At 34.7% G+C, this 13,318-nt stretch carries 11 protein-coding genes; 4 read left to right on the forward strand and 7 right to left on the reverse strand.

Going from position 1 to position 13,318, the window contains the following annotated elements; all coding sequences use genetic code 11:
• Positions 1 to 62 precede the first annotated feature (62 nt).
• Together LV842_RS02285 and LV842_RS02290 are read left to right on the forward strand one after the other, a co-directional pair.
• The gene (locus LV842_RS02285; protein WP_233109841.1) at positions 63 to 1,691 is read left to right on the forward strand and encodes a M1 family metallopeptidase; all 1,629 of its coding nucleotides are present in this window, start codon (positions 63 to 65) and stop codon (positions 1,689 to 1,691) included.
• 146 nt (positions 1,692 to 1,837) lie between these two features.
• Positions 1,838 to 3,682 (forward strand): M61 family metallopeptidase, encoded by a 1,845-nt coding sequence (locus LV842_RS02290; RefSeq protein ID WP_233109842.1) that lies wholly within the window; start codon positions 1,838 to 1,840, stop codon positions 3,680 to 3,682.
• Positions 3,683 to 3,743: 61 nt separating this feature from the next.
• Here LV842_RS02290 and LV842_RS02295 read toward each other — a convergent pair whose 3' ends face one another.
• The 5 genes from LV842_RS02295 to pepE form a co-directional block, all read right to left on the reverse strand.
• Positions 3,744 to 4,232 (reverse strand): hypothetical protein, encoded by a 489-nt coding sequence (locus tag LV842_RS02295; protein WP_233109843.1) that lies wholly within the window; start codon positions 4,230 to 4,232, stop codon positions 3,744 to 3,746.
• Positions 4,233 to 4,239: 7 nt separating this feature from the next.
• Complete coding sequence (locus LV842_RS02300) at positions 4,240 to 6,609, reverse strand: DUF4347 domain-containing protein (RefSeq protein ID WP_233109844.1); 2,370 nt, start codon at positions 6,607 to 6,609, stop codon at positions 4,240 to 4,242.
• A gap of 187 nt (positions 6,610 to 6,796) precedes the next feature.
• Positions 6,797 to 7,954, reverse strand: coding sequence for a sensor histidine kinase (locus LV842_RS02305; protein WP_233109845.1), 1,158 nt, complete (start codon positions 7,952 to 7,954; stop codon positions 6,797 to 6,799).
• Between the two features lie 6 nt (positions 7,955 to 7,960).
• Positions 7,961 to 9,334, reverse strand: coding sequence for a D-alanyl-D-alanine carboxypeptidase/D-alanyl-D-alanine endopeptidase (dacB, locus tag LV842_RS02310; protein ID WP_233109846.1), 1,374 nt, complete (start codon positions 9,332 to 9,334; stop codon positions 7,961 to 7,963).
• Positions 9,335 to 9,495: 161 nt separating this feature from the next.
• Positions 9,496 to 10,188, reverse strand: a complete 693-nt coding sequence (gene pepE / locus LV842_RS02315; protein ID WP_233109847.1) for a dipeptidase PepE — start codon at positions 10,186 to 10,188, stop codon at positions 9,496 to 9,498.
• Positions 10,189 to 10,372: 184 nt separating this feature from the next.
• Between pepE and LV842_RS02320 the strand changes: the two genes are divergently transcribed.
• Positions 10,373 to 10,927 (forward strand): tetratricopeptide repeat protein, encoded by a 555-nt coding sequence (locus LV842_RS02320; protein WP_233109848.1) that lies wholly within the window; start codon positions 10,373 to 10,375, stop codon positions 10,925 to 10,927.
• Between the two features lie 32 nt (positions 10,928 to 10,959).
• On the opposite strand, the gene LV842_RS02325 is transcribed toward LV842_RS02320, so the two are convergent.
• On the reverse strand, positions 10,960 to 11,445 hold the full coding sequence (locus LV842_RS02325) for a YdeI/OmpD-associated family protein (protein ID WP_233109849.1): 486 nt from the start codon (positions 11,443 to 11,445) through the stop codon (positions 10,960 to 10,962).
• Between the two features lie 246 nt (positions 11,446 to 11,691).
• Here LV842_RS02325 and fsa point away from each other — a divergent pair, with 246 nt between their 5' ends.
• Positions 11,692 to 12,345, forward strand: a complete 654-nt coding sequence (gene fsa, locus LV842_RS02330) for a fructose-6-phosphate aldolase (RefSeq protein ID WP_233109850.1) — start codon at positions 11,692 to 11,694, stop codon at positions 12,343 to 12,345.
• Between the two features lie 65 nt (positions 12,346 to 12,410).
• Here fsa and LV842_RS02335 read toward each other — a convergent pair whose 3' ends face one another.
• Positions 12,411 to 13,253, reverse strand: a complete 843-nt coding sequence (locus tag LV842_RS02335; protein ID WP_233109851.1) for a GLPGLI family protein — start codon at positions 13,251 to 13,253, stop codon at positions 12,411 to 12,413.
• Between the last annotated feature and the right edge of the window lie 65 nt (positions 13,254 to 13,318).

Below are 13,318 nucleotides of genomic sequence, written 5' to 3' on the forward strand. Positions count from 1 at the left end.
TCATACTTTCTAAATTTAGAAACAATTAATTATTTATTTTTGATCGATTAATTTAATTTCAAATGAAAAAGCTGACATATACACTTTTATTTGCTTCAGGACTTGTTTTTGGGCAATTCTTCGAAAAAGGTAAAACTTTCACGAAACAAGATACTTTAAAAGGTTCCAACACTCAATTCCGAAACTTTTGGGATGTAAAAAAATACGACTTATCCGTAGAACCTGACTTTGCACAAAAAAGCATTAAAGGAAACAATACCATCAGTTTTGAAATCATTAAAGACGTTACCAATCCGACTTTTCAGATTGATTTACAACAGCCCATGAAAGCTGATAAAGTAACTGGAAGTTTTCCGATTTCAGAATACAAACAAGAGGGTGATTTTATCTGGGTTAAAGCTAAAAAAAGCTTTAAAAAAGGTGAAAAATATACGATTGATGTAACCTATTCGGGGAATCCTACTATTGCTAAACGTGCACCTTGGGACGGAGGCTGGGTTTTTGCGAAAGATGAAAAGGGAAATCCATGGATGAGTGTTGCTGATGAAGGAATCGGTGCTTCAATCTGGCTGCCTACAAAAGACATCTGGAGTGATGAGCCGGATAATGGTGTTGTTATGAAAATTATTACTCCGAAAGACTTAGTAGGGGTCGGAAACGGAAGACTGATTGATCAAAAGACGAGCGGAAATAAAACCACGTATACCTGGGAAATAAAAAATCCGATTAATGCCTATTCTATTATTCCGAATATTGGTAAATATGTGAATTTTAAAGATACTTATAATGGAGAAAAAGGGAAACTTGATCTTGATTACTGGGTTATAGATTATAATTTAGATAAAGCTAAAAAACAGTTCCAACAGGTAAAACCGATGCTTTCTGCTTTTGAATACTGGTTCGGAGCGTATCCTTTTTATGAAGATTCTTACAAACTGGTAGATTCTCCTTATTTAGGAATGGAACACCAAAGTAATGTAGCCTATGGAAATCAATATCTGAACGGATATTTAGGACAGGATCTTTCCGGAACGGGAGTCGGGCTCAACTGGGATTATATCATCATTCATGAAAGCGGTCACGAATGGTTTGCTAACAATATTACTGCAAAAGATCAGGCAGATATGTGGGTTCATGAAGGTTTCACGATGTATTCCGAGGTTCTTTTTACCGAAAAATATATGGATAAAAAATCAGCGGATCTATATGCTGTCGGCATACGACACGGCATAGAAAATGACATTCCGATTATCGGAAAATATGGAGTAAGAAACGAAGGTAGCGGTGATATGTATTATAAAGGAGCAAGTATGCTTCATACCATTCGCCAGGTAATTGATAACGATGAAAAATTCAGACAGATTTTAAGAGGTTTAAATAAAGACTTTTATCATAAAACAGTAACTACCGAAGAAATTGAAAACTACATTTCAAAAAAAGCAGGAATTGATTTTTCAAGTATATTTAATCAATATTTAAGAACAACTAAAATCCCAACTCTGGAATATTCCCAAAATGGAAATGTTTTGAAATTCCGCTATACGAATGTTATTAAAAACTTAAAACTTCCTATTAAAATTGAAGGAGAACAAACCATCAATCCAACAGAAGAGTGGCAGACCGTAAAACTAAAGGGTGGCGATTCTGTAAAGTTCAATGATGCGTATTATATTAACTATACAAAAATTTAATCATACTTATCTAAGAGCAAAATTTCGGTTTTGCTCTTATTCTTTTGAAAAATTTAAATTTTGTTATTGATTTTTAAGAAAACTTTAATAATTCTTTCGTAACAAAATCATTAAAAAAACAACTATTTAACTATAATGTAAACTCAATGAAAAAAATTGCACTCAGTTTAGGGATTTTATCCACTTTTTTGGTGAATGCCCAATCTATTAAGACGACCATTGATCTTGTCAATGTAAAAAATGATAAAATTGCTGTAACGATGGAATTCCCGAAAATGAAATCGGGAGATGTAAAATTCCATTTTCCTAAAACAGTTCCGGGAACCTATTCTGTGGATGATTACGGAAGATTTGTAGAGGGCATCAAGTTTTTTGATAATAAAGGAAAAGAAATAGCTTTTACGAAAGTAAATGACAACACCTATGCTCTTAAAAACGCTCAGAATTTAAGCAAAGTTACTTATCTTGTGAATGACAGTTTTGATGATGAAATGGATACTTCAAAACATAAAGCGGTATTCTCTCCTTCCGGAACAGATATTGAAGAAGGAAAAATTTACCTAATTAACACTCACGGTTTTGTTGGATACATTGATAATATGCAAGATGTACCTTATCAACTGATCGTTCAGAAACCAACAGATTTCTACGGAACAACCGCTTTGGTTGACCAGGATAAGTCTGAATCTACAGATACTTTTACACTGGCAAATTATGCGAAAGTAACCGACTCTCCATTAATGTATACCAAACCGGATTACATCACCTTCAATGCAGGAGGAATGGATCTTGTTTTGGGAGTTTACTCACCGACAGGAAAATATAAAGCGGCAGATTTTAAAGAGAATTTAGAAAAAATGGTCGTTGCTCAAAAGAAATTTTTGGGTGACATGAATACCAATAAAAAATATGCGATCATGCTTTACCTTTCCGGAGGAGACGGCCCGCAAATCAAAGGTTTTGGAGCATTGGAACATCATGAATCTACCAGTGTTGTTTTGCCGGAAATGATGCCTAAAGAAGCGATTGACAAAACGATTACCGATGTTGTGTCTCACGAGTTCTTCCATACGGTAAATCCACTAAAAACACATTCTGAAGAAATTCATTATTTTGATTATGCAGATCCTAAAATGTCTCAGCATTTATGGATGTATGAAGGAGGAACGGAGTATTTTGCCAACTTATTCCAGATTCAGGAAGGTTTGATTACTAAAAATGAATTCCTTCAAAGAATCGGTGAAAAAATCACGAATTCTAAGAGCTATAATGACACGATGCCTTTTACGGTAATGAGTAAAAACGTTCTTCTGGATGAATACAAAGATCAATACAGAAATGTTTACGAAAAAGGAGCGCTTCTTACGATGTGTCTAGATATTGAGCTAAGAAAATTATCCAACGGTGAAATGGGATATCGTGATATGATCCGCAAGCTTTCTCAAAGATTTGGTGAAAACAAACCGTTTAAAGATGATCAATTAATCGATGAATTGGTAACAGTTACAGGTTTTCCTCAAGTAAAAGATTTCTACAACAAATATATTGCAGGAAGCCAGCCTACTCCATACGAACAATACCTGAATATGGTAGGTGTAGAGATCAAAAAACAGGAAACACCTCCTATGTTCTGGATGATTAAGGACCCGAACCAAACAGGTTATAATGATAAGAACAATACATTTGTATTTGATGAAAGTTCGGCATTATCACCATTTGCAAAAAGTATAGGTTTTAAAATCACGGACGAAGTTGTCGCATTAGATGGAAAAACGATCAATATCCAGAATGTACAGGCATTTATTGATTATTCTAAAACCATCAAGGAAGGACAAAACGTTACGGTTACCATTTTAAGAAACAATAATAAAATGGATCTGAAAGGAAAAGCAATTCTTGATAAAATGACAATGGAAAGCCTCCAGTTTAAAACCAACCCAACTGCAGAAGAGCAAAAACTGCAAACTCAGTGGTTGACTGGTAAAAAATAGTAATTATTTAAAAACCCTTTACTGAATTTGGTAAAGGGTTTCTTTTTAATTTTGACATTTCTTACTTCCAGAAAAACCATTCGTTTCCGTTATAAGCACACATTAGCTTTGTACTGGGATCATAACATATCATTCCCGCTTCCGGTGATTTCACATTGTTTACAGGATCAGTGATTTTAGGAAGAATAAGGGCTTTAGAAGCTGATTCCAACACCAATACTCCTGTAGCATCTGAGGAAGTAGCTCCTATAATGACTCCTGTGGAACTAATATCTGTCCCGGAAATCAGTGTCGGGTTTGTTCCAGTTTTATCCGAAAGATCAACCCATGCACCATTGAAAAATTTTATTCTAGATGTTGTTAAATCAAAAACCAATGTTCCAGGTTGAGTGAGTGTCATATTTTCAGTGTTTAAAACACGAGGTAAAATAATACCGTTGGTAGTACCTCCCTGAAAATCCAGAATTCCACTACCATCTACCTGCCCCTTACCAATAGCAACTTGTGCGCTCAACGCTATAGGAAGAAATAATAAGATTAACTTTTTCATAATATTATTAATTACAAGTTTGTTGTATACAGTTCCAAGAAGTTCCATTATAAAGCTTAATACAGTTATCATCTGTATCATAAACGATCATTCCTTCCACAGGTTGTGTAATTGCTGTTTCAGGATCGCTGAGTCTTGTTATCACAAAACCTTTATCATTGCTTTCAAGAGCTAAAAAACCATTATTGACATCATGAGGCCAGTTATTGGAACTCCTTACGTCTCTTATTGTAATTCCTAATTTTGTGCCTGAATTTGGCGTACCTATTGCCCCTGGTTTGGAACATGGACAGATATCACTTACAACAAAATCAGAGTGGATCTCGCATCCACCCGGAGTAATAACTATAACACTATATTCTGCTGAAGTAGTATCTGTAGCAGGCAATACATATACATTATTGGTTGCAGCAGAAATAATGGTTCCGTTTTTATACCATTGATAGGTTCCTAATCCTGCGGGTACAGATAATGTTGATTGCCCTATGCAAGGTTGCTCATAAGGTGTACTCAAGCTGATTGTTACAATAGGTAAGGTTCCAAAACCTGAAAAATACCCTCCGAAGCCGGCATTGGTATCAGCACCTAATAAATCTGCCTGAATAGGAGCGGTCGAAGTTACTTTTACATTTTTTACATCGTTCACTGCATCACCTATTGCATATCTATAACTTACCCAATTTACATTTCCATCAACACTGCCTGCAGATTGAGAAGGAATAACCGGTGTTCCATTGATTGTCACAACAGGAGTAGCACCCGAAGCTGATAAAACAGAAAGCACTGTATTGGCATATCCTGTGTTTCCAATTTTATGGGCATCAGAAATAAGATTGATTTCATTTTGACCAAAACAAGATAAGGGTGCCACCAAAACAATATTATTAGTTGCACCTCCCGAGCTTCCATATATTTTATGATAAACATAGGAGGGTTTATTGGTTTTCAGATAAAGGTTTTGGTTAGCATTAAAATTTCCAGATGCATTAATAACAGTATAATCTCCTGCATTCACCAGTGTTGCAATAGGCGTAAGAGAACCATTTAAATAAACCATTGTATTGTCATCTGTAGCTACCACAATTACCCTTTCATTATTTCCACCGGCACCCTGCATTACAATGTATTCAACACCAATCTGGCTGACAGGAACAAGCTGATCCAACCCAAAGTCCCTTGCAGTTCCTGAAGCGCCCAACATCATTAATCCTCCTACAACTACACTTACATCTTTATTGGACACAATTTTTGCTCCAAGCCATCCCGTATCCTGAATGCTTACCCCATTGGTTTTTACAGGAGCATAGAGTATGAAGGTTTCTCCTTTTTGTAATGTTCTGTAGAGTGAAGTTCCTATCAACGGTGTAGGATTACTTCCATTTAGAAACTCCATCCCGGGATCAAGATCGGAAATATTAATATTGGTATCATCATCAGTCGCCATGATGGATAAAACATTTCCTACATCCGTAGAAGCTGTCGAATTTTGGATTGGCGTTCCTCCCCATCTGAACTCTTTTCCAAGAGCAGCTTTTCCCTTTGTAAGCACAGTCCCGGCATGATTAAGTTGCCTCCCTCTGTAGTTTACATAAAAATTTGATGCTGAATTAAAAACGAGCCCTGCGCTATTTCCTGAAATAATAGTTCCGGCTGCTGTAGAAGATAATGTGACGGGTGATTGACCAGGTAAAAGAATTACATCTGCAGAATTTACAAAGCTAATTCTTTTGGGTTGAGAGCTGTTTAATATGACAGAGCCATTCGTGATGATGGAAGAAGTGTTACTTGAAAGATCTAGAACCGATATTCTTGGAGATCCGTTTCCGGATGCAAAGTTTATGGTAACATTAATGTCTGAGACGGAAGGAGTGGATAAATAAACAAATTCTTGAGTGATATCCAAAGGATAATTAGTAAAAACAACAGGATTTAAGTAATGGAGATTATCCAATTGGAGATTTCCTTTATAAACAGGTTTCAGTGTATTTGGACTATTACCGTACTCCAATATCCAGTTTCCATCCTTACCTGTAATATCTGTGGAAGCTGAAACCTTGACTTTCAATTTTTTTTCAAGGTATTTGACGACCTCAATTCCTTTCTTTCCTTTTGCAAATTCACAGCCATAGATAAGAAGTTCATTCTTGTTCTTCACTTTATCTATCAGAAACCTATAAATCCCTTCTTGATCTAGCCAATGTCCATTAATATAGAGTTTTCCCGGTTTCCCATGAGACAAGAGATGAAAGGCTTTTGTATGATCTCTTGATTTTATTTTTAAATCTATTAATGCAAGGTCTAGAAAAATGGAAGCCCGCATTTTGCCCATGTACAATAACAATATGAGCAAAAAGGCAATAAAAATCCTTTTTTTCATGATAATATTTTAATGTTTGATACAATAAAATTATGAAATATTATCTATGAATATCAATATTTAAATAATAATTAATGAAAAATAAAAATATTTATAGTTATTTTTTCACTATAAATCAAAAAGGCAAAAAAAATTATAAATAAGGCTAAAGAACTTAAATAATAAAAGGGTACTAAAAATACCCTTCTTATGCTTCCGTTTTTTTAATCGCTATCCTAAAAGTAGTTCCTTTTCCTACATCTGTCTGAACGATTTTAATATCTCCGTTATGATATTCCTGAACCACTCTTTTCGCTAATGACAATCCCAATCCCCAACCTCGTTTTTTAGTAGAATAACCAGGTTTAAAAGCATTTCTCGCCTGTTGTTTCGTCATACCGCTTCCATCATCTTTTACTTCTACAAAAAGATTTTTATTCCTTTCAAAGACTGTCATGAGTAAATTACCCTGCCCTTTCATGGCATCTACTGCATTTTTCACTAAATTTTCAATCACCCAGCTCATCAGTATTTTATTATGCGGAACCAAAATGGTATAAGTAGGCTGATGTAACGTAAAATTAATTTTCTTTGAAATCCTTGTTTTCAGATAATCATAATTTTCCTGAATGGTTTCATTGAAATTTTTATCATTCAGTTCCGGAACTGAACCTATTTTAGAGAATCGTTCTGAGATTGTTCTTAAACGTTCAATATCTTTTTCAATTTCGTGTATCCCTTCAGATTCAGGATTATCAAGTTTCATGATTTCTATCCACCCGATCATAGAGGAAAGAGGCGTCCCGATCTGATGTGCTGTCTCTTTTGCCAGGCCTGCCCAAAGATACCCTTCATCCGTTTTCTTGATTGTTCTCAAAAACCAAAAAGAAAATAAGAAATATGACAACACAAATAACCCTAATAAAAAAGGAAAATACTGGAGATTATTAAGAATTCTTGAATTATCATAATAAACAAACTGATTATTTCCGTTCAAAATTTTTATTTCAATAGCCGGATATTTTTTCTCCATTCTTTTTGCCAGGGCAATAATTTCTTTCGGATCATGTATTTCCTTTGGCAAATTCTTATATTCCATAAGCTGATCATTCTTATCTAAAATAATAAGCGGAATGGTCGTATTGGAGCTGTAAATGGTTAAAAGTAATTCCTGAACCTCCAGACTGGGAGTAACTTCCTGTTGAAATTTTATAGCATTCACCAAGATATCAACCCTTTTTACCTCTTCTTTTTTTAAATAATTAACGACCAGCGTCGAAGCAATAACGATAGATACAACGACCAACGTCATGAGAGAAAAAATAAACCAGTTGTTGAATCTGGAAAATATGGATTTCTTTTTCACAGCAAGTTATTTTAAAACATTCAGGATTTTCTGAAGTTCTGTACTCCCGCTTCCCTGATAATTGTTGATGATAATCGAAAATACATATTTTTTTCCATCTTTAGCCGTATGAAAGCCGGCAAATGATTTTGTATCTCTCATCGTTCCGCTTTTCATTTTAAGACCATTATCCTGAACCGGGAAACCATCATAATAAGTATCGAACCATGATTGTTTTTTGGCATACAGCAAAGCCTGAACTTCAGCCTTTGCAGAAACATAATTTTGAGGAGAAAGTCCGCTTCCATCAGCAAAATTGATCATATTTCCATTGATGCCTTTTGACTTCCAAAATTCTTTCAGATAAGCCACTCCACTTTTAAAGCTCGAATCTCCTTTTTTCTCTTTACCTAATGTTTTAATCAAAGTTTCCCCATACATATTCACACTTTTTCTCAAAAACCAATACACAATTTTATCTAATGTTGGCGATTGATAGGTAAGAATAATATTGTTTTTAGGAGCAATCTGTATTGATTTCCCTTCAATTTCAAGCTGGGAATTGGTGATCACTTTTCCTGAAAAATCAATCCCTGATTCTTTTAACCATTGCTTTACTTCTACTCCTAACTGCAAAGGAGGATTAGGCACTGAACCCGAAACAGTGGTTGTTTTTCCTGCAGGCAAAGTTCCGTTAATTAAAGCTACATCTGAATAAGGCGCTGTAAAAACCAAACTTTGATCTGAGCTTCCTCCTGTTTTTAAATCATTCAGCCATTTTATTCCGGCTAAAGGATAGGAAAAACTTTTAAAATCCGTTCCGTTGATATTAACATCGAATTGATTTTCTCTCCAGTTCACACTCCAGACTCCGGCTCCGTAATAGTTTCCTAAATCGTCCCAAGGCCAGCCTCCGGGAATCGTTTGATGATCAAAATAGGAATCGTCAATAATCAAATCACCGGAAATTTTTGTAATTCCAGCATTTTTTATGGCTTCAACGAGCTTCTTTTTAAAGTTTTCAGGCTTATAAGATTCATATCTCCAGCTTCCTAATGTAGGATCTCCGTTTGAACTGATAAAAAGGTTTCCATTCAGATTTCCTCCTGAAATATTTCCTGAGTAACTGGATGTCGTTGTATACGTATAGTTTTTTCCTAAAGTTTCTAAAGCTGCTGCTGCTGTAAATATTTTCTGCGTAGAAGCCGTAGAAAATCCTTTATTTCCCTGATATTCATAAATAAGTTTACCTTCTTCATCCGATACATAGAATGATAAGTTGGAAGCGATCGCTCCTGAAGAATTCATCAGATCTTTTGTAACGGCATCCAGTTTTTGGGGAATATCTTGAGCAAAAATAACTTGCGTTGAAAGTATAAGAACCGCGAATGTTTTCTTCATTGACTTATTTATTTTCTTCTTGTATAAAATGCTTCGACTCCGCTCAGCATGACCTCTCTACTACTAAAAAGTCATTTTGTAACATAGGAATCGAAGCACCTTTTAATCTTTAATATGATCCTAAACCCACATTCTTTAATTCAAATATAATTAAAATAAAGTTACAGTTCAGAACCCACTTTTATCTCGTAAGGTTCTTTATCTTTTTCAAAAATTCTCGTTAATTCATTTCCTTCAACCATAATTTTATCTCCAATTCTTCTGATCCAGTTTCCTTCACGAAGTCCTACAACTTTTACGTCATTTTGCGTTAAAAATTCTTTGATTCTGGTTTCTCTGGTCTCTCCATTGTGTTTCAAATCCGGATTCGGATCTAAATAATGTGGATTTAAATTAAAAGGAACCAATCCCATACAATCAAAACTTGACGGATAAACAATCGGCATATCATTCGTTGTTTTCATGTTCAATCCTCCGATGTTACTTCCGGCGCTGCATCCTAAATAAGGCTTTCCATTTTCAACATTTTGTTTTAGAACAGACATTATCCCTTCTTCATGTAATGTTTTTACCAGCAAAAAAGTATTCCCGCCTCCTGTAAAATATCCTTTTGCGTTATGTAATGCTTCCGTCTTGTTTTCAAATTCGTGAAGACCTTTTACTTTTATATTGATGGTTTCAAAGAAAGAACGAGCTTTTGCAGTGTACTCGTCATGAGAAATTCCGCCTGGTCTTGCAAAAGGAACGAATACGATTTCATCTATCCCTTTGTATAACTGAATTAATTCTTCTCTTAAATATTCCAGATATTCTCCGCCAAAAAGCGTAGAAGTTGAAGCCAATATGATGTTCATATAAAATATATTGATTAAAAAAGTTCAAATACAAAGATAACCGAAACCGCATCGAATCAAAAATTTCAATAAAAAAACATTCAATCCTCTTAATATTTTCTAAAAAAACTTAAGGGTTCTAAAATTTAATTTTTTATGGAATTATTATTGAATTTCACTTATCACAACTCGAAAATATAAGATTATGAAAATGATTAAAATGAACACAAAAAGCTTATTCTTAGGTTTATTATTCGCAGGAGGTTTAAGTTTTGTAAGCGCTCAGACAACGCAAACTGATAAGACAAACGCTACAGCAAAAACATCTCAAACCGGTAATAACGCCACAATTGATGGTCTTAAAAAACAAATTGAGGCCAATCCAAAGGATGTGAATGTCTTAGCGCAATTGGCAACAGCTTATCAGGAAGCTTCAGATTGGACCAATGCAGTAGATACCTGGAAAAAAATATCGGTTTTGTTACCTGATTGGGCTCCGTCATATTATAGTCAGGCGTATGCTTATCAGTCTGCCAAAGACGATGTAAATGCAAAAATTGCCTATGAAAAATATGTTGCCACTGTGAAACCGGAAGAAGTAGAACAGAATAAGAAAAACTTAGCGTATGCTTATTTTTATCTTGCTTTTTCGGAACAGAAAAATGATCCCAACAAAGCAAAAGAGCATATTGCCAAATCCATACAGTATGACCCTACCAATCAGGATGCTGTAAAACTTAGCAAAGCTTTAAATTCATAGTGAAAAAGGTTCGGAAAATTTTCCGAACCTTTTTAATTTATTTTCTTACCGAAGAAATCGGTTTCACCATGTAGATGCCGAATGATTTTCTCAATATTTCTTTGAATACTTGCTTCAGTTTTAAGATTATTGATATAACGAATAAGTTCTAATCTCCTCGAGGGAATTAAACTTTCAAAATTTTCTAAAGCAACGGGACTTTCTTGTATGGCTTTATCCAGTTGAGGATGAATGGAAATTGTTCTGTCCGAATTATCATATTCAACACAGATTTCTATAGTTTCTCCAATTCTTTTGGGAGAGTCTTTTAACATGATCATATTGATATACAATCGCCATTCTCCCAAATATTTCATGAGGTTTTGGGTGTATTCTTTTCCATTCACCGTACCTTTCACAGGAATTGGGCTTTTATTTCTTCCCGATGTTTCAAAAATGTCTTTTAAAATTTCTTCAGGAATAAAAACGAAAGGATTGATTCCGATGATTTCTAATTTTGCTGTGAATTGGTTTTTCATTGGAATAAATTTAATGATTTTTTTGTATTTCATAGAGTTGTTTTTTTTAACCACCCCGTCAAAAATTTATTGAATTTTTGCCACCCCTCCGGAGGAGGGGAATTGCTTCTTGCTAATACTAACTTTATATTTGATTGTAAAAACTTTAACTTAAAACCTTGGAACACGAATCCCAAATCTCGCTTTAAATTAATTTTCCACTCACAAAGGAATGATTATCTTTGCACAAATAAATCTATACAACAAATGAAATTTTTTATTGACACAGCCAATTTAGAGCAAATTAAGGAAGCGAAAGATCTTGGAATTTTAGATGGTGTTACTACCAATCCTTCATTAATGGCAAAAGAAGGAATCCAGGGAGCTGAAGCAATCAAAAATCATTACAAAGCAATTTGCGAAATCGTAGACGGAGATATTTCTGCAGAGGTTCTTTCTACTACTTACGAAGAAATGATTAAAGAAGGGGAAGAATTGGCGGCAATCCACCCAAATATTGTGGTAAAAATCCCAATGATTAAGGATGGTATCAAAGCATTAAAATATTTTTCTGATAAAGGAATCAAAACCAACTGTACATTGATTTTCTCTCCGGGACAAGCTCTTTTAGCAGCTAAAGCAGGTGCTACTTATGTTTCTCCTTTCTTGGGAAGATTAGATGATATTACAACGGACGGATTAAATTTAATTCAGGAGATCAGATTGATTTTTGATAATTATATGTATGAAACTGAAATCTTAGCAGCTTCTATCCGTCACTCAATGCACATTATTGATTGTGCTAAGATTGGTGCAGATGTTATCACTTCTCCACTTCCTCCGATCTTGAGTTTGTTGAAACACCCATTAACAGACAGCGGATTGGCTCAGTTTATTGCAGACTCTCAGAAATTAGCTTAATAGAATCTTTCTTTTAAGTTTAAATAAACAAAAAAGGCGCGAAACTGAAAGTTTCACGCCTTTTTTTATTTGAGTAAATACAGCTCAAGAACATTATTGTTTTTTGCATTTTCTTCTTTCGCTTTCATTTCCCGTTCTCTGAATAATTTTTCAGGATCCAGAGGTTTTCCGCTTTCGTCTACGATATTTACTTTTGTATTTCCGGACATCATCTGGCGCATCCCTTTGTTTGGATTCTTTCGGTGATCAACAAACTGTTTTTTATATTGATCGGGGTCTACTTCAACCATACTTCCGACGATTTTCTTTTCTGAATCACTTTTCCATTCCCGGTCATTGGGAGTTTTTGCAATCCCCTTCAGTACAAAAGAATGAGATTGGGTTTTATCTTCTATTTTAATAATCATTCCCGGAAGACCGTGAAATTTATAGGGACCATCCTGAATAGGAAGATCAGAAACAAACCAGGCAGTCCATTGTCTCCCTGCAAAGTCTGTTTTTGCTTTCTGAGCATTAAATTCACCGATTTTTTCTTTTTCGGGAAGGATTTTCCAATCCATTTTTCTCTGGTCAGCCACCTTATAATAATCCACCTCTAATGGGTTAAAAAATAAAACTTTATACTCCGGATATGATTTTTCAACGACAAAAGATATCTTGCCATAATCTATTCCACTGAAATCTCGCATGCCTTTTGCCACTCTGTCTTCTCTTATTGAATCTGCAGCGAAGATTTTTTTGCTGTAAAACTTCGATCCTTTTTTAGCGATATCCAAATACATGATTTCCTGCTCCGCTTTTCTATCCGTAGAATCTGTCACAAACTTATATTCATAAATAAAGCGTTGGTTCTGAGCCAGCATAAAAACACTGAAAAATGAAAAAATTCCAAAAATAATTCTCTTCATATTGATTTTTTTCAAAGATAATTTTTTAAATTAAAAACTGGGTTGATTTGTAATAAAAAAAGCAG

It is taken from the genome of Chryseobacterium gwangjuense (assembly GCF_021311115.1).
GTDB classification, from domain to species: Bacteria; Bacteroidota; Bacteroidia; order Flavobacteriales; family Weeksellaceae; genus Chryseobacterium; species Chryseobacterium gwangjuense.

Bases quoted from the DNA above. Each gene is read 5' to 3' on its own strand.
- LV842_RS02285 (WP_233109841.1), top strand. From the start codon at position 63: ATGAAAAAGCTGACATATACACTTTTATTTGCTTCAGGACTTGTTTTT.
- LV842_RS02290 (WP_233109842.1), top strand. From the start codon at position 1,838: ATGAAAAAAATTGCACTCAGTTTAGGGATTTTATCCACTTTTTTGGTG.
- LV842_RS02295 (WP_233109843.1), bottom strand. From the start codon at position 4,232: ATGAAAAAGTTAATCTTATTATTTCTTCCTATAGCGTTGAGCGCACAA.
- LV842_RS02300 (WP_233109844.1), bottom strand. From the start codon at position 6,609: ATGAAAAAAAGGATTTTTATTGCCTTTTTGCTCATATTGTTATTGTAC.
- dacB (WP_233109846.1), bottom strand. From the start codon at position 9,334: ATGAAGAAAACATTCGCGGTTCTTATACTTTCAACGCAAGTTATTTTT.
- pepE (WP_233109847.1), bottom strand. From the start codon at position 10,188: ATGAACATCATATTGGCTTCAACTTCTACGCTTTTTGGCGGAGAATAT.
- LV842_RS02320 (WP_233109848.1), top strand. From the start codon at position 10,373: ATGAAAATGATTAAAATGAACACAAAAAGCTTATTCTTAGGTTTATTA.
- LV842_RS02325 (WP_233109849.1), bottom strand. From the start codon at position 11,445: ATGAAAAACCAATTCACAGCAAAATTAGAAATCATCGGAATCAATCCT.
- fsa (WP_233109850.1), top strand. From the start codon at position 11,692: ATGAAATTTTTTATTGACACAGCCAATTTAGAGCAAATTAAGGAAGCG.
- LV842_RS02335 (WP_233109851.1), bottom strand. From the start codon at position 13,253: ATGAAGAGAATTATTTTTGGAATTTTTTCATTTTTCAGTGTTTTTATG.